Source organism: Streptomyces sp. NPDC047117 (assembly GCF_040643545.1).
GTDB lineage: Bacteria > Actinomycetota > Actinomycetes > Streptomycetales > Streptomycetaceae > Streptomyces.
Window position 1 is genome coordinate 411,157 of record NZ_JBEYUN010000001.1, and the last position, 25,115, is coordinate 436,271.

General features: G+C 69.4%; 22 protein-coding genes and 3 pseudogenes. 14 read left to right on the forward strand and 11 right to left on the reverse strand.

Annotation, left to right across the window (positions count from 1 at the left end):
- Positions 1–728: 728 nt before the first annotated feature.
- Positions 729–1,316, forward strand: a complete 588-nt coding sequence (locus tag ABZ840_RS01935; RefSeq protein WP_361552431.1) for a hypothetical protein — start codon at positions 729–731, stop codon at positions 1,314–1,316.
- A gap of 44 nt (positions 1,317–1,360) precedes the next feature.
- Here the strand turns inward: ABZ840_RS01935 and ABZ840_RS01940 are convergent.
- Positions 1,361–1,558, reverse strand: a pseudogene (locus ABZ840_RS01940) (AbgT family transporter); the annotation flags it as partial.
- A 28-nt stretch (positions 1,559–1,586) separates the two neighbouring features.
- A pseudogene (locus ABZ840_RS01945) lies at positions 1,587–2,167 on the reverse strand (amidohydrolase family protein); the annotation flags it as partial.
- Here ABZ840_RS01945 and ABZ840_RS01950 point away from each other — a divergent pair.
- Entirely contained in the window at positions 2,147–2,365 is a 219-nt protein-coding gene (locus tag ABZ840_RS01950; RefSeq protein WP_361552434.1) for a hypothetical protein, read from the forward strand. The pseudogene ABZ840_RS01945 and the gene ABZ840_RS01950 overlap by 21 nt on opposite strands.
- Positions 2,366–2,422: 57 nt before the next feature.
- Here ABZ840_RS01950 and ABZ840_RS01955 read toward each other — a convergent pair whose 3' ends face one another.
- Positions 2,423–2,830, reverse strand: a complete 408-nt coding sequence (locus tag ABZ840_RS01955; RefSeq protein WP_361551666.1) for a winged helix-turn-helix transcriptional regulator — start codon at positions 2,828–2,830, stop codon at positions 2,423–2,425.
- A 110-nt stretch (positions 2,831–2,940) separates the two neighbouring features.
- On the opposite strand from ABZ840_RS01955, the gene ABZ840_RS01960 reads away from it, so the two are divergent.
- The 3 genes from ABZ840_RS01960 to ABZ840_RS01970 all read left to right on the forward strand — a co-directional run bounded on the left by ABZ840_RS01960 (position 2,941) and on the right by ABZ840_RS01970 (position 5,283).
- The gene (locus tag ABZ840_RS01960) at positions 2,941–4,521 is read left to right on the forward strand and encodes an MFS transporter (RefSeq protein WP_361551669.1); all 1,581 of its coding nucleotides are present in this window, start codon (positions 2,941–2,943) and stop codon (positions 4,519–4,521) included.
- A 109-nt stretch (positions 4,522–4,630) separates the two neighbouring features.
- The gene (locus ABZ840_RS01965) at positions 4,631–5,038 is read left to right on the forward strand and encodes an RNA polymerase sigma factor (protein ID WP_361551672.1); all 408 of its coding nucleotides are present in this window, start codon (positions 4,631–4,633) and stop codon (positions 5,036–5,038) included.
- Positions 5,035–5,283: a hypothetical protein gene (locus tag ABZ840_RS01970; protein WP_361551675.1), complete on the forward strand. Its 249-nt coding sequence runs from the start codon at positions 5,035–5,037 to the stop codon at positions 5,281–5,283. The genes ABZ840_RS01965 and ABZ840_RS01970 overlap by 4 nt, the downstream gene beginning before the upstream one ends.
- 5 nt (positions 5,284–5,288) lie before the next feature.
- Here ABZ840_RS01970 and ABZ840_RS01975 read toward each other — a convergent pair.
- Positions 5,289–6,202: pseudogene (locus ABZ840_RS01975) on the reverse strand (helix-turn-helix transcriptional regulator).
- A 215-nt stretch (positions 6,203–6,417) separates the two neighbouring features.
- Here ABZ840_RS01975 and ABZ840_RS01980 point away from each other — a divergent pair.
- Positions 6,418–7,890 (forward strand): MFS transporter, encoded by a 1,473-nt coding sequence (locus ABZ840_RS01980; protein WP_361551678.1) that lies wholly within the window; start codon positions 6,418–6,420, stop codon positions 7,888–7,890.
- Positions 7,853–8,206: a hypothetical protein gene (locus tag ABZ840_RS01985; RefSeq protein WP_361551681.1), complete on the forward strand. Its 354-nt coding sequence runs from the start codon at positions 7,853–7,855 to the stop codon at positions 8,204–8,206. Before ABZ840_RS01980 ends, ABZ840_RS01985 begins: the two co-directional genes overlap by 38 nt.
- 105 nt (positions 8,207–8,311) lie before the next feature.
- Here ABZ840_RS01985 and ABZ840_RS01990 read toward each other — a convergent pair whose 3' ends face one another.
- From ABZ840_RS01990 to ABZ840_RS02010, 5 genes are all read right to left on the reverse strand, one after another.
- Positions 8,312–9,100, reverse strand: coding sequence for an ABC transporter permease (locus ABZ840_RS01990; protein ID WP_361551684.1), 789 nt, complete (start codon positions 9,098–9,100; stop codon positions 8,312–8,314).
- The gene (locus ABZ840_RS01995) at positions 9,097–10,110 is read right to left on the reverse strand and encodes an ATP-binding cassette domain-containing protein (protein ID WP_361551687.1); all 1,014 of its coding nucleotides are present in this window, start codon (positions 10,108–10,110) and stop codon (positions 9,097–9,099) included. The genes ABZ840_RS01990 and ABZ840_RS01995 overlap by 4 nt, the downstream gene beginning before the upstream one ends.
- A 108-nt stretch (positions 10,111–10,218) precedes the next feature.
- Positions 10,219–11,064, reverse strand: coding sequence for a DUF4097 family beta strand repeat-containing protein (locus tag ABZ840_RS02000; protein ID WP_361551690.1), 846 nt, complete (start codon positions 11,062–11,064; stop codon positions 10,219–10,221).
- A gap of 90 nt (positions 11,065–11,154) precedes the next feature.
- Complete coding sequence (locus ABZ840_RS02005) at positions 11,155–11,673, reverse strand: hypothetical protein (RefSeq protein ID WP_361551694.1); 519 nt, start codon at positions 11,671–11,673, stop codon at positions 11,155–11,157.
- 208 nt (positions 11,674–11,881) lie between these two features.
- Positions 11,882–12,208: a hypothetical protein gene (locus tag ABZ840_RS02010; protein ID WP_361551697.1), complete on the reverse strand. Its 327-nt coding sequence runs from the start codon at positions 12,206–12,208 to the stop codon at positions 11,882–11,884.
- A gap of 131 nt (positions 12,209–12,339) precedes the next feature.
- Between ABZ840_RS02010 and ABZ840_RS02015 the strand changes: the two genes are divergently transcribed.
- Together ABZ840_RS02015 and ABZ840_RS02020 are read left to right on the forward strand one after the other, a co-directional pair.
- Positions 12,340–12,822, forward strand: a complete 483-nt coding sequence (locus ABZ840_RS02015) for a DUF4231 domain-containing protein (protein WP_361551700.1) — start codon at positions 12,340–12,342, stop codon at positions 12,820–12,822.
- A gap of 116 nt (positions 12,823–12,938) precedes the next feature.
- Positions 12,939–14,102, forward strand: coding sequence for an NAD(P)/FAD-dependent oxidoreductase (locus ABZ840_RS02020; protein WP_361551703.1), 1,164 nt, complete (start codon positions 12,939–12,941; stop codon positions 14,100–14,102).
- Here ABZ840_RS02020 and ABZ840_RS02025 read toward each other — a convergent pair.
- Positions 14,039–14,323, reverse strand: coding sequence for a hypothetical protein (locus tag ABZ840_RS02025; RefSeq protein ID WP_361551706.1), 285 nt, complete (start codon positions 14,321–14,323; stop codon positions 14,039–14,041). The genes ABZ840_RS02020 and ABZ840_RS02025 overlap by 64 nt on opposite strands.
- Before the next feature lie 202 nt (positions 14,324–14,525).
- Here ABZ840_RS02025 and ABZ840_RS02030 point away from each other — a divergent pair, with 202 nt between their 5' ends.
- From ABZ840_RS02030 to ABZ840_RS02050, 5 genes are all read left to right on the forward strand, one after another.
- Complete coding sequence (locus tag ABZ840_RS02030; RefSeq protein WP_361551709.1) at positions 14,526–15,890, forward strand: FAD-dependent oxidoreductase; 1,365 nt, start codon at positions 14,526–14,528, stop codon at positions 15,888–15,890.
- 428 nt (positions 15,891–16,318) lie between these two features.
- On the forward strand, positions 16,319–18,430 hold the full coding sequence (locus tag ABZ840_RS02035) for a hypothetical protein (protein WP_361551712.1): 2,112 nt from the start codon (positions 16,319–16,321) through the stop codon (positions 18,428–18,430).
- 33 nt (positions 18,431–18,463) lie between these two features.
- Positions 18,464–19,993, forward strand: coding sequence for an ABC transporter substrate-binding protein (locus ABZ840_RS02040; protein WP_361551715.1), 1,530 nt, complete (start codon positions 18,464–18,466; stop codon positions 19,991–19,993).
- Positions 19,994–21,128: 1,135 nt separating this feature from the next.
- Positions 21,129–23,192, forward strand: coding sequence for a glycosyltransferase (locus tag ABZ840_RS02045; protein ID WP_361551718.1), 2,064 nt, complete (start codon positions 21,129–21,131; stop codon positions 23,190–23,192).
- Between the two features lie 35 nt (positions 23,193–23,227).
- Positions 23,228–24,289, forward strand: coding sequence for an LCP family protein (locus tag ABZ840_RS02050; RefSeq protein ID WP_361552366.1), 1,062 nt, complete (start codon positions 23,228–23,230; stop codon positions 24,287–24,289).
- A 5-nt stretch (positions 24,290–24,294) separates the two neighbouring features.
- Here the strand turns inward: ABZ840_RS02050 and ABZ840_RS02055 are convergent, their stop codons facing one another.
- The gene (locus ABZ840_RS02055; RefSeq protein WP_361551721.1) at positions 24,295–25,002 is read right to left on the reverse strand and encodes a GNAT family N-acetyltransferase; all 708 of its coding nucleotides are present in this window, start codon (positions 25,000–25,002) and stop codon (positions 24,295–24,297) included.
- Between the last annotated feature and the right edge of the window lie 113 nt (positions 25,003–25,115).

Sequence of the window (25,115 nt, forward strand, 5' to 3'; positions counted from 1 at the left end):
CAAGACGCACGGGTGAGTCACCCGTGCCTCCGGACGGCTCAGCAGCTCACGTTCTCCACACGCTCAACTGGGCGCGGGAATGGCCGGTAGCAGGCGGTCCGGACGCAGGTTTCGGACAGGGTCCGGACCAGGAATCAGCCGGTGCTTCAAGGGCCGCGTTCGCCACGACACCGTGGCCGACTCCGGCCGGGAGCAACGCGTCACGCGGTGCTTGGACCGTCGGCTCGTCGTTGCCGCAGCAGTGGAGATGAGGATCGTCCTCGGCCGGCTCGCCCGCGCGGGAAACGGATCCGCAGTAGGCGACGTCATCCCCCGGGCCCCAGAACACCTCGGCGGACGTCACAGCGGCCGGCGCGCCAACAGCCCGCCCCCACCCGCCCTGATCGATCCCGTGGGCGCACGCCAGGACGTGGACCAGCGCAGCGAGCATCACCAACAAGGCCGCCGTGGGCCATGAGACCGGGCGGCTGCCTCGGAGCTCCGACCCAGCCTTCACGTGGCAGAGCGTATGCACATGAGCCCATAAAGTTCACGTGAGGTAGATGCTTTTCCGCCTGACACTCCAGCCCAGGCACACCCAGACACCTCAGTGACGTGAACAAGCACCAACAGTGGCCGGAAGCGGCAGCAAACGAAGCGACACCGCGGATCACCGCAACGGGTGAAGCGGGAGAACTCATGCGCCGTTGACTTCGGCGACTGACACAAGTTAGGTAAGCCTCACAAAGATGCCGCGACCCGTCGGAGTGGTCGAGTGGCCGGAACGGCCGGCGTGGTCGGCGTGGGAGGCAGGCGTGCAGTGGTCCACGGTCGTCGGGTACGGAGTCGTCTTCGGCCTGGCACTCAGCGTGGTGTTCACCATCGGGCTGTTCGGCGGGGCAGCCCTCAGCAGAGACTTCCTACTGAACGACTACCCCCCGGCGATCCAGCATCAGTACGGCAAGCCACAGAGCAGACGCGGCCGCCAAGTGGCTCTGCTCTTCGGCGTGTTCGTCTGGGCCCTGGGCGGGATCCCGCTCGTGATCACGGCGATGATCAAACTGCACGCCGCACTGGAAGGCGGCCTGGATTTCCTGTCCGCGGCACTCTGCGCGGCCCTCATCTTCGCCACACTCACGGTCTGGGACCTGGTCGTACTCGACTGGATCGTCTTCGCCGGCCTGCGCCCCCGCCTGCTGGCCCTCCCCGGTACCGAAGGCATGCCGGAGTACCGCGACATGCGCTTCCATCTCCACGTCGCCCTCAAGGGCAGCCCATTGATCCTGATCGTGGGCCTGCTCACCGGGGGCGCGTCGGCGCTGATCGCTCAGTGGTGAACTGCCGAGGCCGAAGGGACACCGCACACCGCACACCGCACACCTCACCCCAGCCGGATGTCGGCCCCCGGCCCGAGTGGGAGGTCGAAACCGTAGAAGAGGGCGAGGACGGCCGGCCATACCGCCAGGAACGGAACGACGAAGACTGCCAGGCGGGAGATGAGGGTGCCCAGGCGGGCCTCCGGCTCGTACTGCTGCAGTAGCGCGAGAGCCAGGAAGAGGTACAGGTTCATCGGGGTGAGGGCACCGGGCCTCCGCGTACGCCTCCTCGGGCAGCAGTCCCTTGCGGACGGCGCCGTTCTGGACGACCAGCACGACGTTCGTGGGATCGCCGAGCACCCCGATGTCGGTGAGCGGATCGCCCTGGCACACGATGAGGTCGGCGATGCGTCCCACGGTCAGCGTGCCCAGCCGGTCGGCCACACCGAGGAGCTCGGCGGAGGTACGGGTGCCGGCGATGATGGCGTCCATGGGAGCCATGCCCAGGTCGACCAGGTAGGACAGTTCCATCAGGTTCACCCCGTGGGGGCCGACGGCGGCGTCCGTGCCCAGGGCGATCCGGGAGCCCCGCTCGATGGCGCGGGCGATGTTCTCCTTGGTGATGCCCGACCAGCGGACCTTCTTCTGGTAGTGGTAGTCCGCCATCGTCTCCTTGTTGATGCCGGCATACACGGTGGACAGCGTGGGGACGACGAACATCCCGCGCTCGCCCGCCATGTCGATCGCCTGGTCGTTGATGCCGTAGCCGTGCTCGATGCTGGTGACACCGCCGCGTACGGCGTTGAGGATCCCGGCGGTCCCTGGGCGTGTGCGGCGACGGGCTTGCCGCCGTGGCGGCGCGCCTCGTCGACGTCTGGCTGCGCGCGCTCACCGACGTCCACACCTTCGAAACCCACCTCACGCGTCAGCTCCCACGCCTGACCGTCGATGACCGCTCGGTGGTCCTGCGAACGGTCAAGCACATGGGGCACCTCCTGGACCGCGGCGGCCGGAGCGTCGGCATCGTCCCGCTGGGCGGCACGCGGGAGCCTCTCGGGCGCCGCTCCTGAGTCCTCATTGGCGCGGCGCGGACCACGATGGGACAGGGGGTGGCGGTGCCAGGTGCGTCACTCCGCTGGGGCGGGCGGGTGGTCGTCGTTGGTGTCGTTGGTGCAGTTGGTCTGTTCGGCCAGTTTGCGGCGGTGTTCGCGGTACCAGCTGCCCCAGCCGTCGAGCCGCTCGATGATCTCTTCGAGGCTCCGTCCGACCGCGGTGAGGGAGTACTCGACCTTGGGAGGCACTTCCGGATAGACCGTTCGCCGCACCAGTCCGTCGTCCTCCAGCTCGCGCAGCTGCCGGGTGAGCATCCGCTGCGTCACCGTGGGCATGGCCTGCTTGAGCTCACCGAAGCGGTGGGTGCCCAGCAGCAGGTACTTGAGGATGAGCAGCTTCCATTTGCCGCCGACCACCGCGAGCATCACCTCGGTGTTGCAGTAGTCGGCCATCTCGTCCACCTGTTCCCGCACTCGCCTCATATCAGCACCATAAGCGGGTATCCCGAGTGAAACTTTGAATACTCGGAGGAACCGAGGCACACGAAAGACCGTACTTGTGCCTTCTCCTGCCGACCGAGCACAGTGCATTGATGCACACGGAAACCAAACGCGATGCTCCTCATCGGTGGGCCACACTGGCGGTGCTCTGCGCCAGCCTGCTGATGGTGGGGATGGACCTGACGGTGCTGCACGTAGCGGTCCCGACGATCAGCAGGCAGCTCCTGCCGAACGGGGCCGAGCTCCTGTGGATCGTCGACGGCTATGCCCTCACCGTCGCCGCGGGGCTCATCACCTGCGGGACGCTCGGCGACCGCTACGGGCGGAAGCGCCTTCTGATGTCGGGATATGCGGTGTTCGGGCTGGCCTCCGCCGGCGCGGCGCTGTCCGTCTCACCACTGCAATTGATCATTGCGAGGGCCGCGCTGGGCGTCGGCGGCGCGATGATCATGGCCAGTACGCCGGCCATCCTCAGGGCGACCTTCGACGATGCGCGAGAGCGGACGCTCGCGGTGGGCCTGTGGACCGCTGCCAGCAGCATCGGCGTTTCCGTGGGACCGCTCCTCGGCGGCCTGCTGATGGAGCACTTCTGGTGGGGATCGGTCTTTCTGATCAACCTGCCGTTCGTGGCCCTGGCGCTCATGGGGGCGACTTTCCTGGTACCGGAGTCGAAGAACCCGCGGCCGTCACGGTGGGACGCCGGCGGTGCCGCGCTCTCCGCCCTCGGCCTCGCGCTGACGGTTTACGCCTTGCAGCAGCTCAGTGAGGGCTCCCGTACCCAGCCACTGACATGGCTGCTGGGGGTCGCGGGACTGGGGCTGCTGATGGCCTTCGTGCACAGGCAGCGGCGGATCGACTCTCCGCTGCTGGACATCTCCCTCTTCGCCGACCGCACGTTCGCCTTCGCCGCCCTCAGCATTCTGGGGTGCTTCGGCGCATTCACCGCCCTGCTGTTCCTCCTCACCCAGCGCCTCCAATTGGTGGACGACTACTCGCCGCTGCGTACGGGGCTGTCCCTGGTACCGCTGGCCGTCTCCAATGCGATCGGGGCGGCACTGGCGCCCCGCTTCAGCGCAACCTTCGGCCGCCAATGGGGCCTGTCCGGCGGTCTGCTGTTGACCGCCCTGGCCTTCGGGGGGCTCAGTGTCTTCGGCCCGGCGGACAACTACGCCGCGTTCATCGCCGCGGGGCTGGGGGCCGGGGCCGTGATGACGCTCGCCTCCGACGCGATCCTGGGCGCCGCCCCGACAGAACGCGCCGGGGCAGCCGGCGCCGTGCAGGAGACCTCCTTCTCTCTCGGCACAGGACTGGGACTGGCCTTCCTCGGCACGGCGCTGTCCTTGGCCTACCAATCCTCCTTCGCACCCGTACCGCAAGCCACCGAGCACCAGGTGGAGACCGCCCGGCAATCCCTGGGCGGCGCGGCGGAAGTCGCCGAACGGGTGGGCGGAAGTACCGGCGAGGCCCTGCTCAACAGTGCCCGGCATGCCTTCGATACCGGCTTCACCGTGGCGACCGCGGTGGCCGCAGCGCTTCTCGTACTCCTCGCGTTCTTTGCCGTCCTGTCCGCCCTTCGGCCTCGGAAGGAAACCTCCCGTCCTGGAGGCCGAGCGATTGCTGGAGACCGGTCAGGCGACGCCCGCACTGCGGACGGTGAGTGCTGCCTTCGCTGAGGGCCTCCCGATCAGGTACCGGCCCGCCCGAAAAACACTCTCCTCCCGTGTAAGAAGTCACGGCTCCCGACCACTTCCTGGTGAGAGAGCCAAGATGAGGAGACGGTGCGTGACCGACGCCCAACGCTTCCGTGACCTGTACGAGGAGTGCCACCCACGGGTGCTCGCCTACGCCACCAGCCTGGTGGACCGGCAGGTCGGTGAGGACATCACCAGCGAGACCTTCACCGTCGCATGGCGGCGAATGCGGGACATCCCGATACCCCCGCTGCCCTGGCTGCTGGGGGTGGCCCGCAATCTGACCCGGGAGCTCTGGCGCCGGGACAGCAGGCAGTACGCCCTGGCCGCCGAGGAGGCGCAGCGCATCATCGCCTCGGGCGCACAGGTCGGCGACGTGGCCGCCGATGTGACCGAGCGCGCTGCTGCGCTGCAGGCCCTGGTCCGGCTGTCCACCGACGACCGCGAATTGCTGACGCTGGTCGCCTGGCACGGGCTCGGCCCCCGAGAGGCCGCGTGACCGACCCGCTGGGCCGCAAGGGGGCCGGGTTCGCCCTGCCCGCGACCGACCGGCCCGGCTACGGTTCCGTACGGTCGGAGCTGATCGTGAATCCGGCTACGGGCGCCCTGCTGTCCGACCAGGAGATGCTGACGAAGCCGTCCGCGAAGGCCGTCGAGGCGGGGCTCACGGCGGGCACTCCGGTGAACTACAACGCGACCGTCAAGGCCGAGTGGACGGACCGGCAGCTCAAGACACCCAACTGATCGCTTCAGGACCGGTCGGGGGCGACGTCGGAGGCGGCGGTCTCGGCATCGGGCGCTGCCTCGGGCCTGTGTTGATCGGCGACTTGGCCGGCCAGCAGTCGTAGCGCGTCGGCCGAGGTGGTGTCGTTGGGGGTGTAGACCTCCAGCCGGTGATCGGGGCTTTCGGGCTGGAGCCACACCTGGTAGTCGATGTCGACCCCGCCGACGGTCGGGTGCTGCAGACGCATGGTGCCTACAGTGCAGTCCGCGACATCCCCCTTTGCCCACAGCTTGGCGAAGTCGGTGCTACGCATGGCGAGTTCGCCGATCAGTTCGGCCAGCCGGGCGTCGGTGGGGTGCCTGCCCGCGGTGAGTCGCAGGTACGCGACATGGGTTCGGGCCAGTTCATCCCAGTTGCTGTACAGGTCGCGGGTGAGGGGGTCGAGGAAGAACATCCGAGGGATGGACGGGCGTCGCGCGGGATCCTGGGGCGCGTCGAAGCCGGCGTGTTCCGCGACGAGTGCATGCCCGGTGCGGTTCCAGGCCAGCACGTCCCCGCGCCGGCCGAGCACGACGGCCGGCGTGGCCTCCCCCAGGGACGCCAGAAGCGCCAGTACTCGCCGGTGCGGCTTTTCCGGGCGGGGCGGACCAGGCGTGACGTGGTGGTCCGGCGCGCGAGGTTGTGCAGATGGGTTGTCTCCACCGCATCGAGCTGGAGCACGCCGGCGAGCGCGTCGAGGACCTGTTGGGAGGCGGTACCGGCCTGGCCCTGCTCCAGCCGCGTGTAGTAGCCGGCACTCACGCCGGCGAGCTGCGCGAGCTCCTCGCGACGCAGACCCGGTACGCGGCGAGCCGTTCCGTACGTGCGCAGTCCGACGTCGGCAGGGGTGACCCGGTCGCGACGGTTCTTGAGGTAGGCCCCGAGGCTCTCCAGCTCCATAACCGCGAGCGTAGGCGCCACGGCCGGATTCCGGGTGCCCCTGAGAGGTGTACCCACGCCACGGGGATGGTTGGCGGCGCGGACGGTGCCGCACCGTCGAGGGCATGAAGGCAAAGCGTGCTTCCCACTCACCTCACTCGCCGTTGTCACACTCACCGGTTTCGCACTCACCGGCATCGCACTCACCGGGTCTGCGGGCGTGGCTCGGGCTGCTGGTGGTACTCGGCCCGGTCCTGCTGGTGGCGATGGACGGTTCGGTGCTGTTCCTGGCAATGCCGAAGGTCTCCGAGGCGCTGTCGCCGACAGCCGACCAGGCGTTGTGGATCCTGGACGTCTACGGGTTCGCCGTCGGCTCGCTGCTCGTCGCGTTCGGGAACATCGGCGACCGGTACGGCCGGCTGAAGCTGCTGATGACCGGGGCGGCGGTGTTCGGCGCGGCCTCGGCGGGAGCGGCGTTCGCACCCGGGCCGGAAGCGCTGATCGCCTTCCGGGCGTTGATGGGCGTGGCGGGCGCCACGCTGCTGCCGTCGGCGCTGGCGGTACTCAGTGAACTGTTCACCGACCCGCGCCAACGCTCGACGGCGATCGGCATCTTCGCAGCCACCTTTGCCGCCGGGTTCGCGATCGGCCCCGTCATCGGTGGACAGCTGCTGAACAGCTTCTGGTGGGGATCGGTCTTCCTCATCAATCTCCCCGTCGTGGCACTGTTCCTGCTGCTGGCCCCGGTCCTGCTCCGCGAGGTGCGTGCCACCCGGGCAGGCCGCATCGATGTCCTCAGCGTTGTGCTCTCCGCCGCGGGCATCCTGCTGACCGTCCACGCGATCAAGCACGCCGCCACGGAGGGACTGAGGGCGCTCCCGATGGCCACATGCATCGTCGGCATCGTCATGCTGTGGTGGTTCGTCCGGCGGCAGCTCCGCCTCGAACACCCGCTGATCGACTTCCGACTCTTCCGCGACCGCGTATTCACGATCGCGGCCATTACCGGACTGCTGCCGCTGGCCGCATGGTCGGCAGTGGCGTACCTCGGCGGCATCTACCTCCAGTCCGTCCTCGGGCTGACCGTCCTGGACGCGGCTCTCGTCGCACTGCCCGGCGCCGCCGTGCTGACCATCACCTGCATCGTGACACCGGGGCTGGTGGCGCGTATCGGCACCCGGGCAGCGCTCATCACCTCCCACTTCTTCATTGCCGCAGGTCTGCTCCTGCTGCTGGCCACCGGCGTCGCGAGCGGCATCGGCTGGTACGTGGCGTCCACCGTCATCGCCGGCATCGGTTACGGCATCTCGTTCAGCGTCGTCGCCGACACGGCCGTCGCCGCGGTCCCCGCGGAGCGAGCCGGGTCAGCCGCAGCGATCGCCGAGACCAGCAACGAGATCGGCAACGCCCTCGGTATCGCACTTCTCGGCTCGCTGGCAGCTCTGATATTCCGGCTCCAAGGGCCCGACGTCGCGGGCACCCTCAACGAGACATTGCAGGCCCCTGGCCTCACGGCCGCGGTGATCGGCGATGCGAAGTCGGCCTTCGTCACCGGTCTGCATGCCGCTGCCGTCATCGCAGCCGTACTCCATGCCGCACTCGGCGCCTTCGCCCTGCGCCACCTGCCGAGGGCCTTCACCAGCGCGGACGACGACTTCGCTGACGACTCCCGTGACCTTGATAGCGGTCGGGCGATTCCCGACGGTTAAGAATCAGCGGGCAGCAGCCACCGGCACCGGCCCGGACGACGTACCGGACGACGTATGGGTCAGCGCCGAGGCCGTCACCGGCGTGGTGTCCGTACCCCTGCTGTACCACTGGAACGGCCACGACTGGACGGTCCGTGAGGTGCCCACCCCCACCCAGCATCCCACCGGCTGGGTGGCCAACCACATCGTGGCCACCGGCCGCAATTCGGTCCACGTGCTCGGGTGTGCGGCGTGCTCGTCTCCCGCGACCTGCGCTGACCCACTGCGCGGACAGCGATCGGCCCCGCTCCCGTTCTCCGGGAGGCGGGGCCGATGACGCGAGCGGGGCCGATGACGCGAATGGTCCGATATCGAGTGCCGGGCAAGGCCCGTAGCTCCTCCGGTGCGCCGATGGAAGGTGGGGCTTCCACGCTTGGTGGTGCTAACGCTTGGTGGTGCTGTTGAAGAGGGAGCGCGACCAGACGTAGCCGACCACGGCGATGCCGGCGCACCAGGCGAGCGAGATCCAGCCGTCGTTGCCGACCGCCGACCCGGTCAGCAGGCCGCGCAGGGTCTCGGTCATCGGCGTGAAGGGCTGGTTCTCGGCGAACCAGCGCAGGCCCGGGGCCATCGAACCGGCCGGCACGAAGGCGGAGCCGAGGAACGGCAGGAACTGGATGAGGAGCGGCTTGTTGCTCGCGGATTCGACCGTCTTGGAGATCAGGCCGAGCGCCGCCGACAGCCAGGCCACGGCGAACGCGATGGCCCCGATCAGACCGGCCGCCGCCAGCCACTCGACCGGGGTCGCGTCCGGGCGGAAGCCGAGCGCGACGGCCACGGCAACGACCAGGACCAGGCCCACCAGCGTGGTGAGGACGCTGCCGACGACATGGCCCGTCATGAACGACGAGCGCGTGATGTTCATGGTGCGGAACCGGTTGATGATGCCCTCGGTCATGTCCTGACAGACCGCGATCGAGGTCGACATGGCCCCCGCGGCCACGCCCATGATGATGACGCCGGGCGTCAGGTACTCCAGGTACGCCGACCGGCCGCCATTGCCGGGGAGCCCGGCGCCGATCGAGTCACCGAAGGCGTACACGAAGAGCAGCAGCATCAGGATGGGCATCATGGCCGGGCCCAGCGATACGGCCGGATAGCGGAGCGCGTGCTTGATATTGCGCCGCAGCATCGTCATCGAGTCGTGCACGGCGTAGGTGAGGGTGCTCATCGCAGGGTCTCCTTGGCGTGAAGAGCGGCGCCGGTGCTGCCGTCGCCGGTCAGGGCGAGGAACACGTCGTCGAGGTCGGGGGTGTGCACGGAGAAGTCCGCGGCGCGCACGCCGGCGGTGTCGAGCCGGTCGAAGAGGGTGCGCAGGGCGGCGAGGCCGCCGTCGCCCGCGATGCGCAGGGCGAGTTCCTCGTCGTCTCGGGCCGCGCCGGGGAAGGCGGCGGCCGCCCGCTCGTACTCGTCCGTCTCGTTGAACCGCAGGCGTACGTGGCTGCCGGGGATCTGTGCCTTGAGCTCGTCGGCGGTGCCCTCGGCGACGATCCGGCCGCCGTCGAGCACGGCGATCCGGTCCGCCAACTGGTCGGCCTCTTCGAGGTATTGGGTGGTGAGGAAGACGGTGACACCGCTCGCGACCAGCGAGCGTACGGTCTCCCACATGGTGCGGCGGCTGCGCGGGTCGAGTCCGGTCGTCGGCTCGTCCAGGAAGATCACCTGCGGATCGCCGACCAGCGTCATGGCGATGTCGAGCCGACGCCGCATACCGCCGGAGAAGGTCGCGGCCCGGTTGCCCGCGACGTCCGCGATGCCGAACCGCTCCAGCAGTTCCTTCGCGCGCTTCCTTCCCTCGCGCTTGCCGAGCCGCAGCAGGTCGGCCATGAGGAGCAGGTTCTCCTCGGCGGTGAGCATGTCGTCGAGCGCGGCGAACTGACCGGTGACGCCGATCGCGGCGCGTACCCCGGCGGGCGAGGCCGCGACGTCGTGCCCGGCGACCTGGGCCCGGCCGCTGTCGGCGGCGATGAGCGTGGACAGGATCTGCACGGTGGTGGTCTTGCCGGCGCCGTTCGGGCCGAGCAGCGCGAAGACGGAGCCTGCCGGGATGTACAGATCGATGCCGTCGAGCACGGTCTTGTCGCCGTACGACTTGCGCAGGCCGGTGGCGGAAACGGCGGCGGTCGCCGGGGACCGCGGAGCGCGGTCCTTGTTTGATGTGGGCATGACAGAAGAAGGCATGGAGCCCTCCCATTCGAAGGCCGAAGCGACTGAGGCTGGGACTGCGTGACTGCGACTGGGACTCAGCGAGGGGTGAGCGCGGGGGTGGGCGCGGGCCGGTACGGGTGCTCAGCCCCGGGCGCGCAGCACGTCGATGTTGCCGTGGCGGGTGCGGGCGCGGACCTCGACGGTGTCCTCGCTCTTCTCGGGGGATTCCGCGGCGGCGAGGGTGTTGCGCACCTGCCCGGAGCCGGAGCTGACGTCGAGCCAGGCGGCGGTGCCCTCACGGATGCCGACCTCGATGGCGCCGTAGGACGTCTCCAGCTGCACGGTGCCGCGGGCGACGTCGCCGACGCGCACGGTGCCGTGGGCGGTGGTGGCGACGACCGAGGACTCGGCCCGCGCGATGTCGATGTCACCGTGCGCGCCACTCACCCGCAGATGACCGGTCGCGGCGCCGACGGCCGTGGTGCCGTGCGAGTTCTTCAGGACGGCGGAGCCGTCGACGGTGCCGACGCGCAGGCTGCCGGAGCTGGTGGTGATCTCGGCCGCGCCCTCGATCCGGTCGACGGTGATCGAGCCGTGCGAGGCGGTCAGCCGGAGCGGCCCGGTCGTGTCGAGGCGGACGTCACCGGACGAGGTCTTCACGTGGACCTCGCCGAGCCGGCCCTCGCCGAGCACCTGGGCCCAAGCGCCGGTCATCTCGACGCGCGAGCCCGTGGGCAGCTCGACAGCCACGTCGACGGTGCCGGTACGGCCGAAGAGAGAGCGTTGCTTGGGCGTTTTGACGGTCAGTACGCCGCTCGCGTACGTGACCTCGGTCTGGTCCGCCGCCCGTACGTCCTGGTCCCGCTTGGCATCGCGAGGCCGCACCTCCACGACGGTGTCGGGGCGGTCGCCGGCGGTAAACCGGATGGAACCGGCCTCGACGTGGGCGGTGGCCGAAATCGGTTCGGGAGTGTCGAAAGAAGGCATGGCTGTACCGTCCTCATGAGTCCTTGGGCCGTCCCCGCTGGTGGGACGTGGTGGGTGAAGTGGTGGAGTGGTGCAGGCTCGGGCGTACGGCTAGCGCACCCAGCCCGTGATGCTCTGTCCGATGGTGTGGGTCTTCTGCGTCGTACGCGGTCGCTTGCCGCCGTCGACCGCGGCCGACACCGCACGCACCAGCCAGGCGTTGACCGACAGGCCCTCGCGGCTCGCGGCCTCCTCGGCGCGCGTCTTGAGGTGGGCCGGCAGGCGCAGATTGACGCGGGCGGTGCCGCCCTCGTCGCCGTCCGCGGGCACCGGCGCCTTGAGCGATTCGACGGGCTCGGCGGCCGCCTCCGCGGGGCTGCCGTCGGCGGGCGGCGGCGTCACCACGAAGTCGGGGTCGAGCCCGCGCAGCCGTACGTCGACGGAGCCGGGGGCGAGTTCGCGGGTGATCTCGTCCATCGCGGCGGAGAGCACATTGAGCATCGTCAGACGGGACGCCGACTCCAGAGGAGCGGTGAGCCGCTCGGCCAGCTCGCGGGCTTCTTCCCCGCCGGCCTCGGCGGCCACCGCGAGTTCGCGGCGAAGGGTGTCGACATACGGCGTGAGGTCCATGACGCCATAATGGCATCACCGTGGCGCCATATGCAAGACCGAGTGGCACCGAACACGGAAGGGCGCCATCAAAAACCGTCCTGACCTGCGGGAACGCTTGGAACTCGGAGTCAGCCATGGTGACACCATGCGCGACCGATCACCGAGGAAGGCGCAGGATGGCGCCGTTTGGTGCCACCATGGCGCCAGACGGTGAAGGGAATGACATTCAGTCGCCCGACCGGTCGGCATCGAGTTCGGCGGCACCGGCTTCCCAGCGTCGGCGCCGCTCGGCGTGGGACTGCTTCCACCAAGGGGTGCCGCGTTCGCCGAGCGCCACCTTTGCCGTGTGCACCCGGCTTCGGGCCAGCGCCTCGGCTTCCGGGTCCTCGTTCCGGCGCGATGCGGCTACCGCACGCCGGGCCGCCATGAGGTGACGGCGCAGGTCGGCGGCGACATCCTCGGGAATCTCCGGGACGGTCGCCCGCCATCGCCGGCCGCCCACCACGATGTACCGGCCATCGGGCGTCCGCTCCGGCTCCGCGGAAGAGTGCATCTGGCTCATACTGCCCCACGCGAGCACACATGCGTGTGACCCAGCCCGGTCGACCGCCTTGATTGCACTGATCACCTTCCGTTGCAGGGGGCTATCGTGGGTCGAGGCGGCGACAGAGCTTGGGGGGCGGAGTGCAGCCGGACAGCGGACCAGGTGTCGGTCCCAGCCCACGGGAGGCAGCAGCCTTCCTGCTGGACAAGATTCGTCAGGGCAACGGCTACGCCCGCGGCAAGAAGAAGCGGTTCAGCCGAAGCGCCTCCGTCACCAAGGTGGCGACGCTCGTACTGTCCGCCGCGTCCACCGTCATCCTGGGCCTGCAGGATCTCAACACGTGGGCCGGACTGGCCTTGGCGTGCGTGGCGCTGGTGACGCTGCTGGGAGCCGTCGAGCCGTTCTTCAACTGGCGCTCCCGGTGGGTCCTGATGGAGGAAGCGCAGTACCGGTTCCAGCGGCTTGCCGATGAGCTCGAGTACCTCATGGCGTCGACGGCTGCCGACGAGCTCACATTCGATCAGCTCAGTGAGATCTTCGAGCGGTATCAGGCGATCTGGACCGACCTGAGCCGCACGTGGCTGGAGCATCGCCGGGAACCCGCACCGTCGACCAACGCATAGAGGTCGGTTTCCGTGTCGGGTGGTTGTCGGCGGTGGTCGGTGACCTGTCGGGGATCTGTCGATGGCTGCCGGGACCTTGGGTGCACCACCAGCAGTCCACGACCAAGGAAGCACCCATGTCTACTGACGTCACCATCATCGGCGCCGGGCTCGGCGGTCTCACGCTCGCCCGCGTCCTGCACGTACACGGGATACCGGCAACGGTGTACGAGGCGGAGCCCTCCCCGGCCGCTCGCTCGCAGGGCGGGATGCTCGACATCCACGACTACAACGGTCAACTCGCCCTTGAGGCAGCCGGCTTGATGGACGAGTTCCGTGCCATCATCCTGGAGGGCCGCCAGGCGATGCGGGTCCTCGACCCGGACGGGACCGTTCTGCACGAGATGACCGACGACGGCACGGGCGGACGCCCCGAGGTGCAACGCGGCGAGCTCCGACAGATCCTGCTCGACTCGCTCCCGGCCGGCACCGTCCGGTGGGGGCACAAAGTCAGCAGCGCCCGCACTCTCGGCGACGGCCGCCACGAGGTGACGTTCGCCCACGGCGGCACCGTCGTCACCGGGCTGCTGGTCGGTGCGGACGGCGCCTGGTCACGAGTCCGGCCGCTGCTCTCCACCGCCGCACCCGAGTACCTCGGCAAGTCGGTCGTCGACACCTACCTGTTCGACGCCGACGCCCGCCACCCCGTCGCCGCGAAGACGGTCGGCGGCGGGTCGATGATCGCGCTCAAGCCGGGCAGGGAGATCTTCGCGCACCGGGAGAAGGACGCCACCCTGCACGCCTACGTGGGGCTGGACGAGCCGCAGGACTGGTTCGCCGCCATCGATTTCGCCGATGGCGCGGCGGCCAGGGCCCGGATCGCGCAGGAGTTCAGCGGCTGGGCGCCGGAACTCACCGCGCTGATCACGGACTGCGACATCGCGCCGGCCCTGCGCCCTCTCTACGCGCTGCCGACCGGGCACCGGTGGGACCGGGTGCCGGGGGTGACTCTGCTCGGCGACGCCGCTCACCTCTCGGAGCCGAACGGCGAAGGCGCCAATCTGGCGATGCTCGACGGCGCCGAACTCGGCAAGGCTCTCGCCGCGTGCCCCGACGACATCGAGGCCGCGCTCACGGCGTACGAGCAGGCCATGTTCCCCCGCAGTACCGAGTTCGCCGGCTTTGAAGGCTTCGCCGGCCTGGAAGGGTTCGAGGCCCACGGCTCCGGCTCCCACCTTCAGGTTCGCGAGACGCCCTCAGAGTCGGGAAGCTCCGGGGGCTCCAGTTCGAACGTGAAGTAGACGCAGAGCTCATAGCGGTAGGGCTCGCCTTCGACGTGCTTCCATGAGACGTCGACCAGGTGGACGTGGTGCTCCTTCACCCACTCATGGGCCTGCCGGAAGGCCTCTGCGGCAGTGGCGACGGGGAAGAGTTTCCTGGCCATCGGGTGCACCTGGCTCTCTTCGTCCGAGTCGTCGAAGCCTTCCGGAATATCCAGGCAGAGGCTGGGGTCGATCTCCATGACTGCGCCCTTCCCATGGGTGTGGCGTGCGTCGCGTGCATGGCGGTGCGAGTACGACGCTCCGTAAGACCACCGCACCCCCGGACGGGTTGCTTCTCAAGGAATGGGACCCGTGTATGGATTTGGGATCATCGTAAGTTAGGGTTGCCTAAGTAGTATCTGTGTGCCTCGCCGCCTCCGCTGTATGAAGGAGTCCCGTTCCATGCCACGCCCCATCCGGGTGGCCGTCGTAGGCGCCGGCCCTGCCGGCATCTACGCCGCCGACGCTCTGCTGAAGTCCGACGCCGCCCTCGACCCGGGCGTGTCCATCGACCTGTTCGAGCGGATGCCCGCGCCCTTCGGCCTGATCCGCTACGGTGTCGCGCCCGACCATCCCCGGATCAAGGGCATCGTCACCGCGCTGCACAAGGTCCTCGACAAGCCGCAGATCCGTCTCTTCGGCAATGTCTCCTACCCGGACGAGCTGACGCTCGAGGACCTGCGCCGCTTCTACGACGCGGTGATCTTCTCCACCGGTGCCAGCGCCGACCGCGACCTGAAGATTCCCGGCATCGAGCTGGAGGGTTCGTACGGCGCGGCCGACTTCGTCTCCTGGTACGACGGCCACCCCGACGTGCCGCGCACCTGGCCGCTGCACGCGGAGAAGGTCGCCGTGCTGGGCGTCGGCAACGTCGCCCTCGACGTCGCCCGCGTCCTGGCCAAGACCGCCGACGAGCTGCTGCCCACGGAGATCCCGCAGAACGTCTACGACGGCCTGGCCGCCAACCAGGCGCGCGAGGTCCACGTCTTCGGCCGGCGCGGTCCGGCGCAGGCCAAGTTCAGCCCGATGGAGCTGCGTGAGCTCGATCACTCGCCGAACATCGAGGTCATCGTCGATCCCGAGGACATCGAGTACGACGACGGGTCCATAGCCACCCGGCGCAACAACAAGCAGGCCGACATGGTCGCCTCCACGCTGGAGAAGTGGGCCATCCGCGACCCCGGAGACCGGCCGCACCGCCTCCACCTGCACTTCTTCGAGTCGCCCGTGGAGATCCTCGGCGAGGACGGCCGTGTGGTGGGGCTGCGGACCGAGCGTACGGAGCTGGACGGCACCGGCAACGTCCGCGGCACCGGGCAGTTCCGGGACTGGGACCTGCAGGGCGTCTACCGGGCGGTGGGCTACCTCTCCGACGAGCTGCCCAAGCTGCCCTTCGACGCCGTCTCCGGCACCGTGCCGCACGAGGCCGGACGGGTCGTCGACGGCGCCGGCGCCCCGCTCACCTCGATCTACGTCACCGGCTGGATCAAGCGCGGCCCGGTCGGCCTGATCGGCCACACCAAGGGCGACGCCAACGAGACCGTGGCCTCGTTCCTGTCCGACCACGCCGCGGGCCGGCTGCCCGAGCCCGAGGCGCCGGACCCCGAGGCGATCGTCCGGCTCCTCGAGGAGCGCTCCGTGCGCTACACCACCTGGGAGGGCTGGCACCACCTGGACGCCCACGAGCGGGCGCTCGGCGAGCCGACCGGCCGCGAGCGGATCAAGGTCGTGGAGCGCGAGGACATGCTCAAGGCCAGCCGCGCCTGAGGGCAAAAACGGCCCATGGCGGGGCCGGGGCCGGTGACATCCGCACCGGCCCCGGCCCCGCCGCCTGCCACGGACCCCCGCGTCAGCGCTTGATCAGTGCACGTCGTCGCGGGCGTACAGCAGGCCGGCGTAGGCGCATGGCCAACGAACGCCTTCGCGCCTCGCTCGACGCCGACGCTCCGTAGGACGCGGACCGCGTCGTACGCGGCACCACCCCGCACCGCGAAGTTGATTACAAAAACATCACCCTCCCCTCACCGCGCCCGACTTGGCGCAACGATGGCATGCACACATAGATGCGGTACGCGACGGGCACAGGGGCTGAACCGGTGAGGAACGGCGAGGAGGGGCCCGAGGGGTAGGAGAGCAGCGCGGAGGGGTAAAGGGTCTCAGGGCCTGCAGAAGGCGCGGCGGGGGAGGTCGACGGGTTGGCCGTACCGAGAGAACATCCGCAGGGGATCAAGGATGTCATCCGGCTGTTCCAGGAGTGCCGGACACGTCAGGAGAGTGCCCGGGAGTTACCGGTCATCACACTGCTCGGCAGACGCGGCAGCGGCAAGACCACCGGCCTCAAATGGCTGGGATATCTGGCGTCCAACCGGCCCAACGCGTTCTACGACTTCGCCTCGGCCGTGCCCAAGAGGCCGCACGAAGTGGCGGCCCGGCTCGCCCTCGGTCTGTCCTACCGACTCCCCCGCCAGCCGCCGGTCCACTTCCCGCGACTGGCACTCGGGCTTCTCGTCGCGCGTGCCGAAATCACCCTCGACAGTGCGGACTCGCGACGCGTGCGAGCCGAACTCAAGCGGGCACTGCGCCAGGCGAAGGAGAGCACGGAGGCGTACGAGAGGGCCAACGGGGTCGTCGAGGGCGTCAGCCTCCTCCAGGACCTCAACGTCCTCCAGCTGCCCGGCCTCAACCTGGTGCTGAAACTCGTCCAGTTCGGCCTCCCGAGGCTCCCCGTCACCATGATGTGGCGTACCGGGCTGACCTGGTACGCCGACAGCCCGAACCGGCCGGTCGACGCGCTGATGAAGCTGAACGAGCTGGCCAGGAGCGAGGCTTCGGCCGATGTCGAGGAGGTCGACCGGCTGCTGTGCGGAGCCTTCCTGGAGGATCTCCGTGATCACTATGCCCGGCATCCGCGCGACAGGGAGTGCGTCGTGCTGCTGGACAACATCGACGCGACGCAGGGCCGGAAGTTCCTCGACCTCCTGGTACGCATCCGTGAGGCCAACACGTCATCGAGCCGGGGCCACGATCCGCTGCTCGTCGTCGCGACCGCGGCCAACGCCCGCAGTGTGCCCGGCCCCTACGCCCCCGACTTCCCGGCCGAGCTGCGCATCCGCACCCCGGAGGAGGCCTCGTACGCCGACTGGAAGCAGAGCATTCCGCAACCCGCCTCCACCACCAAGTGGCATTGGTATCCGGTGCAGTTGCGCGACCTCACCGAGCCGGAGGTCACCACGCTGGCCGAGCAGGCGGCGTCCGCTGTGGTCCACGCGACACCGCTGATCCACCGCCTGTCCTACGGGCATCCGTGGAGCGCGCGGGCCCTGCTCGACGCCACGTACGCGATCGTGGTCGAGCGCGGTGGCGGGGCCGCCGAGCTGCGCCGCATCCTGGAACACTCCCCACCGGCCCCGCACGCGCCGGAGGACTCGACGGACACCGCGGGGCCCACGGGTCCGGACGAGTCGGTGGCGCTGGACGAGGCCGCGCGCCGGTACCTCCTGCGCGATCTGTCCGAGGGACAGCGGTCCGCGCTCGTGGTCTGCTCCACCGCGCGCGCATTTGAATCGGCGGTCGACGCCGGCATTCTGGAGGAGTACGACCAGCTCACCAAGGACACGCTGCGCAGGGACATCGACGGGCGGCTCTGGCTGATCCCCCCGGTCCCCGAGGACGCCAACACGCGCGGCGGCCAGGGCAGTGGCTACCTGGAGCACTGCCGGGAACGGCCGGAGAACAGGCCGGAGGCCGTGCTCCATCCATGGCTGCGGCTGGTGCTCCTCCAGGCCCTGGCCCGGCACGAGCCCGACGGGCCGTCCGGCTGGACCACCACGCACACGGCCCTGCGCGACTGGCACCAGCGCGAGCCGCAGACCCAGCAGCACCGGCTCGACGCCCTCTACCACTCCCTCGCCCTCAACGACCTCAACACGGTCGTCGCCCACCTCGCCCGCCAGTTCAGGGCGCTGCCCGGAACCGACCAGTGGCTGTACGAGCTGTACGCCATCACCGCGGCGCCCATGCGCCTCCCGGAACCTCCCCACCCACGCGGCGAACGGGAGCCCACGCCCTCCGACCGGGTCCGCGACCTGGCCAGACGGCTGGCACCCGCGGCGCTGGACGAGCACTGGTCGCTCACCATGCTCGTGACAGCCCTGTGGCTGGCCGCCGACCCCCGCAACCGGGTCGCCAACTCCACGCCCGAGCTCAACTCCACCATCGCGGCGATGTTCCACAGGCTCACCGCGCTGCCCCACAGCAGTGCCGCCGGCCTCCTCAGAGAAGCCGAGAGGTACGAACCGCGGCCCTGACCGCGTTCCCCGCCGACAGGAGGCGACAGCACGATGGCGACGCCGCACGCACTGGACCGGCCCGACGACGATGTCCCCATTCCCCGGTGGCGGTACGTCGCCGCCGTCATCGCCGCCCTGCTTCTCGTCGGCGGTGGCATCACCTGGCTCGTACAGCCGGAGTCCACCGACTGCGCCGAGAACGTGAAACGCATCGAGGCGGCCGGCGGCACACGCTGTGTGGGCCTCACCGACGGCAGCTATCCGTTCACCAAGGACCTGCGCCATGTCTACGACCTCATCGAGAAGGAGAACCGGCGGGTCACCGAGGAGGCCAGCAAGCGGAACGGCAGGCCCTACGTCAGCATCGTGTACCTCCTGAGCATGAAAGCGGTCCGGGGGGACAGCAACACCACCGAATCCATCCGCCATGAGGTGGAAGGCGCGTACACCGCACAGTACGAGGTGAATCACGGGCGCGGTCACGGCCAGACGCCCCAGATCAGGCTGCTCCTCGGCGACACCGGGACCGAGAAGGCGCAGCGCGACTACACCCTCGACCGGATCAAGGCACGCCGGGGCCCCGACCGGATCGTCGCCGCCGCCGGCCTCGGCACCAGCCTCACCGGCACCAACGCGATGATCTCCAAGCTCAACGACCTCGACATCGCGGCCTTCGGCTCCGTCATCACCGCCGACGAGCTGGAGAAGAACGACGGACTGGTACGGGTGGCCGCGCCGAACGCCGATGAGGCGGCGGCCGCCGTTGAATTCCTCACCAAGGAACACCGCAAGGACAAGGTGCTCATCGTCCAGGACGCCAACAAGAACGACCTCTACACCAAGACGCTCGCCTCACGGTTCGGCGCCGAACTCCCCAAGGACCGGCTCGCCTTCCCGGAACCGATGCAGTACAACTCCTCCAAGTCCCAGCTCGCCACCTACTTCAACAACCAGATGCCCAACCTGTGTCTGGATCCGCCCGGTGTCGTCTACTTCGCAGGGCGCGGCCGCGACCTGCCGGACTTCCTCGCGCCGCTCGCCAACCGCCGCTGCAAGTCCGACCGGAAAATCACGGTCCTGTCGGGTGACGATGTGTCACAGGCAGCGCAGTCGGAGGGCTTTGACGACGTCAAGCAGGCGCTGCGAAACGGCAACATCAGGCTTCTCTTCACCGGTCTCGCCCACCCCGGAGCCTGGGACAAGGCCCCGCAGATCTTCGACAAGAACGCCATCGTCCCCTTCCAGGAAGGCGGGAGGTTCACCAGGACGTTCAAGGACGACACGCTCGACGACGGCCAGGCCATCATGGGCTACGACGCGGTGCTCACCGCCGTCGCGACGATCAGGAAATCCGTCCACCTGGAGAACTCCGACCAGGCGATCGAGCGCGATGCCGTCGTGCAGATGCTGAGGACGATCAACGGCGCCAATGCGGTGCCCGGGGCGAGCGGCTGGATCTCGCTGCAGAACAACGGCAGCCCCCAGCGGAAGGCCATTCCCATCATCGAGATCGACAGCGACGGCACCACGCGTTCCATCAGTGTCTCCGCCAGCAACGGCAAACCGTACGCACCCGAGTGAGGGCCGCCTACCCGTAATCTCCGCCGAAACGGTGAGACGGGGGCCGAAAGAGGGCGAGTGGCACCCGGGGCGGGTGCGGCAGAGGTAAAGCTGCGGTAACACTCTGCTGCTCCCCCTCCCCCAGCAGGCCTTTTGCTGGCACCGTCGGGCGCAGGTGTGCGCCTGGTTGCATAAGGCGCATGCCCGTTCCAGTACGACCCGGGTGCGATACGGCCCGGGACCCCCACGCGTACGGCCGCACCCGCGGCCGGGAACGAGAGGCACGCAGTGCGAGGCACCACCCCCCACATCTCCAAACCTGCGGCAACGGCCGAAGTCCGGAGCGCGGTCCGCGCGCCCTCCGCCGGATGTCACCGCGCCAGATGCGTCGTGGAAGGCGCCATCAGCGAATAGCCACTGGACGTTGCCGCCGAGCGCGCCGAAACGCGCACTCACGTGGCCTTCCCGGCCTGCGGGGAAGGCCACTGTCGCATGCGCACTTACGAGGATCGTTCCGTAAAGTTCGGATCTTTCCCCGCATCTCGGCGTACCGCGTCCCAGTGCACACCGGGCTTCGGCCCGGCACCCCCACGACACAGGGCCCCGTGCGCGCGGCCGCAGATCAGGAGAACCGAGTGCGAGGCGCTCCCCACATCACCCATACGCCGGAAGTCGAGGGCTTCCCCCATCCCTCGCACGCGGAGGAGGACGGGGAGGGCACACCTGCGCGGCGTGCCCCTCTCATGACACACCTCTCGCGCCGCGAAGGACAGTCGCATCACCCGGTGTTCATCGACAATTCAGGCTGGCGCAGAAGGCTCTCGCGCCTCCTGGCGGTCGCCGTCGGCTGCGCGTGCGTCGGGTATCTGGCGCTCGTCGGCATGCTCATCGGCGGCTTGTGGCAGCCCGTCGGGTCACAGCCGCCCAGTACGAAGGGCCCGCTGCCGTCCAGTACCACCGGTCCGCGGCCGGTCGGCCCCGCCCGGCCGGCCGCCGGGAAACCCGGTACGGACCCCGGCAGAGCACAACACATCGACACCCCCCGCGTATCGGACTCCGCCGGGCGCTCCGGCCCCCGGCACGGCCGTACCCCACCGCCCTCCAGAGCCGGAGGCGGAGCCTCGATCGGGGGCGCTGAGAGGTGAGCCGGCACGCGATGCGCCGGCCCCCGCGCGGGCACTGGGCGCTGCTGCTGCTCGTCCTCACCGTGGTCATCACGGCCGTCGCCTTCGAGGGGTGGACCACGCACGAAGTCGACGCGGCGCGCTCGAAGCAGCCGTGCAGCACGCCCATCCCGCGCGAGGCGGACAACGGGAGCCCGGTGCTCCGGCTCGGCGACGACCGGATCGAGACGGCACGCATGCCGGCCGGCACCGCGGCGCTCACCTTCGACGGGGGCCCCGACCCGGAGTGGACGCCGCGCGTGCTCGGCCTGCTGCGCAAGTACCGCGTGAAGGCGACGTTCTTCGTCTACGGCTCGCGCGTGGCCCGCTACCCGGGGCTGGTGAAGCAGATCGTCGACGAGGGGCACGAGATCGGTTCGTACACCTACACCGGCGGCGATCTCGGCGCCGCCTCACCGCTGCGCGCCCGTATGGAGCTGTCCCTCACGCAGACCGCGTTGGCGGGCACGGCGGGCGTCAACACCCGGCTGCTGCGGCTGCCGCACACCACCAGGGCCGACACCCTCTGCGGCGCCGAGTGGACGGCTGCCCAAAGGGCGGCCGAGCAGGGCTACTTGCTGGTGGCCGCCGACTACAAGTCACGGAAGCCGTGGCGGGGAGTGGTGCGGCAGTACAGCCAGACGGAGCTCGGCTACCGCGAGGCGGAGGCACTGCTGCGGGACCGGAGCGTGCAGCGGTTCACCACCGTCACCGGCGGGCTCGGCCGTCCGTTCCAGCACACGCAGGCCTCTCTCACGCAGTGGCTGGCGGGCCAGGGGCTGATCCGGGCGCAGGACCTCGGGCACACGTTCACCACCGTGATGGCCTGGGCCCTCGGTGTCGCGGGCGCCCTCAGCGTGCTGCGGCTGCTCATGCTGGTCCTCTTCGCCCGCGCCCACGTACGGCGGCTGGACCGCTTCCGGCCCGGCACACCGCTGCTGAGAGCGGTGACCGAACCGGTGACGGTGCTGGTGCCCGCGTACAACGAGGAGGCGGGCATCGCCGCCACCGTCCACTCGCTGCTGGCCTCCAGCCATCCGCAGCTGCAGATCGTCGTCATCGACGACGGTTCGACGGACAACACTGCGGCGATCGCCGAGAGCATCGACGACCCCCGTGTGATGGTGGTCCGGCAGCCCAACGGCGGCAAGCCCCGCGCCCTCAACACCGGACTGGCGTACACCCGCCACAACATCGTCGTGATGGTCGACGCCGACACCGTATTCGAACCGGAAGCACTGAGCCGGCTCGTCCAGCCGCTCGCGCACCCGGCCGTCGGCGCGGTCAGCGGCAACACCAAGGTCGGCAACCGCCGTCGGCTGCTGGGAAAATGGCAACATCTGGAGTACGTCATCGGCTTCAATCTCGACCGGCGGATGTTCGAGGTCCTGGAGTGCATGCCGACCGTGCCCGGCGCCATCGGTGCCTTCCGCAGGGACGCGCTGATGGGCATCGGCGGTGTCAGCGATGACACCCTGGCCGAGGACACCGACCTCACGATGTCGCTGTGGCGGGCCGGCTGGCGCGTCGTCTACGAGCAGTCGGCCGTCGCCTGGACGGAGGTGCCCGGCTCGCTCGGGCAGCTGTGGCGGCAGCGCTACCGGTGGTGCTACGGCACGCTCCAGTCCATGTGGAAGCACCGGCACTCGGTCTTCGAAATGGGGCCGGCCGGGCGGTTCGGCCGCCGGGCGCTTTTTTACCTCTGCCTGTTCCAGATCCTGCTGCCACTGTTCGCACCCGTGGTGGACGTGTTCGCGCTGTACGGCGTGCTCTTCCGGGACCCGACGCAGGCTGTCCTCGTCTGGCTCGGCTGCCTCGTCATACAGATGATCACTGCCGGGTACGCGCTGCGGCTGGATCGGGAAAGGCTGAGTGCGATGTGGACGCTGCCACTGCAGCTCTTCGTCTACCGGCAGCTGCTGTACCTCGTGGTCATCCAGTCGGTGATCACCGCGCTGCTCGGCACCCGGCTGAAGTGGCACAGCATGCACCGCGCCGGCACCGCGGACCCCTTCCTGCGGGCGGAGCCCCCGAACCGGAGCCTGTTGACCAAATGACCCATGACGTGACAGATGAAGTGGCCGACGCATCGATGGAGCATTACGCCGGCCGCCCCTCCTCCCACTACGGGCCGCGGCGCGCCCACGCCCGCAGGCCCAAGAAGCGGCGCCGGGTGGTGCGTGCCGTGCTCGGCCTCGTCGCCGCGGTCCTCGCGGGTGCCGTCGGCACGTACGGCTGGGCCGACACCAAGCTCAACCGCGACGTCGACCTCGACTCGTACGGGGACCGCCCGCCGCGCGGCAAGGGCACCAACTACCTCATCGTCGGCTCCGACAGCCGCGACGGGCTCTCTCAGGGCGACATCAAAGACCTGCACGCGGGCGGGGGCGGCGGCCGCCGCACGGACTCGATGATCGTGCTGCACACCGGCGCCCACGGCACCAGCATGGTCAGCCTTCCCCGCGACTCCTGGGTCACCGTGCCCGGCCACACCAACCCGGCCACGGGCAAGGCCTCGGGGCCCACCGGGAACAAGCTGAACGCCGCATTCTCCTACGGCGGGCCCCGGCTCCTCACCCGGACCATCGAGTACAACACCGGGCTGCGGATCGACCACTACGCGGAGATCGGCTTCGCCGGCTTCGTGAACATCGTCGATGCCGTCGGTGGAGTGCGGATGTGCCTGGAACGCGGCATCAAGGACAAGAAGTCCGGCGCCGACCTCAAGAAGGGCTGCCAGACCCTCAATGGCAAGCAGGCACTCGCGTTCGTCCGCCAGCGGCACCAGGAAGCCGAGGGCGACCTGGGACGCACGAAAAACCAGCAGAAGTTCCTCTCCTCCCTCGCCCACCAGGCCGCTGAGCCCGGCACCGTCTTCGACCCGTCCGAGATCTATCCGACCGTGAACGCGGGCCTGGACACCCTCATCGTCGACAAGGACACGAGCCTGCGGGACCTCACGACGCTGTTCCGCGCGGTACAGAGCGTCTCCGGCGGCAAGGGCAAGCAGATCAACGTCCCTGTCTCCGGAATCGGCATCCCCACGTCCAAGGGCAGCGTCATCAAGTGGGACGAGAAACAGTCCCGCAGGCTCTTCGACGAACTCAGGCACGACCGCCCGGTGACGATGCCGAGGGAGCGCCCGAGGAAATAGCGGAGTTACGGCGTGCGGTACCCGCGGAAGGTGACGTGGGTGCGGGTCTCGAAGCCGAGCCGTTCGTAGAGGGCGATGGCGCCGGTGTTCGTCTCCACCGCATGCAGGAAGGGGCGTTCGTCGCGCGCCACGATGCGCGCGACGAGCGCACTGATCAGCCGGGCGGCGTGGCCCCGGCCGCGGGCCTCCGGCGCTGTGCACACCGCGCTGATCTCGGTGTGTCCCGGCGGGTGCAGTCGCTCGCCTGCCATCGCCACCAGCGTGCCGTTGTCGCGGATGCCGAGGTAGGTGCCGAGTTCGTTGGTGCGCGGCCAGAAGGGTCCCGGCTGGGTCCGCTCGACGAGGTCGAGCATCTCGGGCATGCTGCCTTCGTCCAGTTCCACCACACCGTTCTCGGCTTCGGCAGCATGGCTGGTCGGGCCGGTGCTGCCGGACCAGATCAGCTGGCGGCCCTCGAGCGAGAAGACGGGCTCCCAGTCCGGCGGCGGGGTGGCCGGGCAGCTGAACATGTCGGCGAATTGCCCCGGGCCCAGCAACCGGGCGAGGTCGGCCCAGGCCGCGGCGTCCGCATCGGCGGAGACCGCGGAGAAGGTCGCGACGCCCGGCAGGTAGGTGGCGGCCCGGCCGAGCCGGCGGGCCAGGTGGGCGTGGTGACCGCGGAGCGACGCGCCCACCGGGTCATCGAGCGCGACGTCGTCGCGATCCACCCTCATGCGGAACCTCTCGTGTCGTACGGGAAAGCCGGTCGTCCAGCATGCCACTGCAGGTCACCACGTCTTCGACGCACCCGCCCCCACTCCGCCGCACGGCGGTACGCCGCTGCGGA

Coding starts and splice junctions, on each gene's coding strand:
- ABZ840_RS01935 (WP_361552431.1), top strand. CDS start 729: ATGCCGCGACCCGTCGGAGTGGTCGAGTGGCCGGAACGGCCGGCGTGG.
- ABZ840_RS01955 (WP_361551666.1), bottom strand. CDS start 2,830: ATGAGGCGAGTGCGGGAACAGGTGGACGAGATGGCCGACTACTGCAAC.
- ABZ840_RS01960 (WP_361551669.1), top strand. CDS start 2,941: ATGCACACGGAAACCAAACGCGATGCTCCTCATCGGTGGGCCACACTG.
- ABZ840_RS01990 (WP_361551684.1), bottom strand. CDS start 9,100: ATGAGCACCCTCACCTACGCCGTGCACGACTCGATGACGATGCTGCGG.
- ABZ840_RS01995 (WP_361551687.1), bottom strand. CDS start 10,110: ATGCCTTCTTCTGTCATGCCCACATCAAACAAGGACCGCGCTCCGCGG.
- ABZ840_RS02000 (WP_361551690.1), bottom strand. CDS start 11,064: ATGCCTTCTTTCGACACTCCCGAACCGATTTCGGCCACCGCCCACGTC.
- ABZ840_RS02005 (WP_361551694.1), bottom strand. CDS start 11,673: ATGGACCTCACGCCGTATGTCGACACCCTTCGCCGCGAACTCGCGGTG.
- ABZ840_RS02010 (WP_361551697.1), bottom strand. CDS start 12,208: ATGCACTCTTCCGCGGAGCCGGAGCGGACGCCCGATGGCCGGTACATC.
- ABZ840_RS02020 (WP_361551703.1), top strand. CDS start 12,939: ATGTCTACTGACGTCACCATCATCGGCGCCGGGCTCGGCGGTCTCACG.
- ABZ840_RS02025 (WP_361551706.1), bottom strand. CDS start 14,323: ATGGAGATCGACCCCAGCCTCTGCCTGGATATTCCGGAAGGCTTCGAC.
- ABZ840_RS02030 (WP_361551709.1), top strand. CDS start 14,526: ATGCCACGCCCCATCCGGGTGGCCGTCGTAGGCGCCGGCCCTGCCGGC.
- ABZ840_RS02040 (WP_361551715.1), top strand. CDS start 18,464: ATGGCGACGCCGCACGCACTGGACCGGCCCGACGACGATGTCCCCATT.
- ABZ840_RS02045 (WP_361551718.1), top strand. CDS start 21,129: ATGCGCCGGCCCCCGCGCGGGCACTGGGCGCTGCTGCTGCTCGTCCTC.
- ABZ840_RS02050 (WP_361552366.1), top strand. CDS start 23,228: ATGGAGCATTACGCCGGCCGCCCCTCCTCCCACTACGGGCCGCGGCGC.
- ABZ840_RS02055 (WP_361551721.1), bottom strand. CDS start 25,002: ATGAGGGTGGATCGCGACGACGTCGCGCTCGATGACCCGGTGGGCGCG.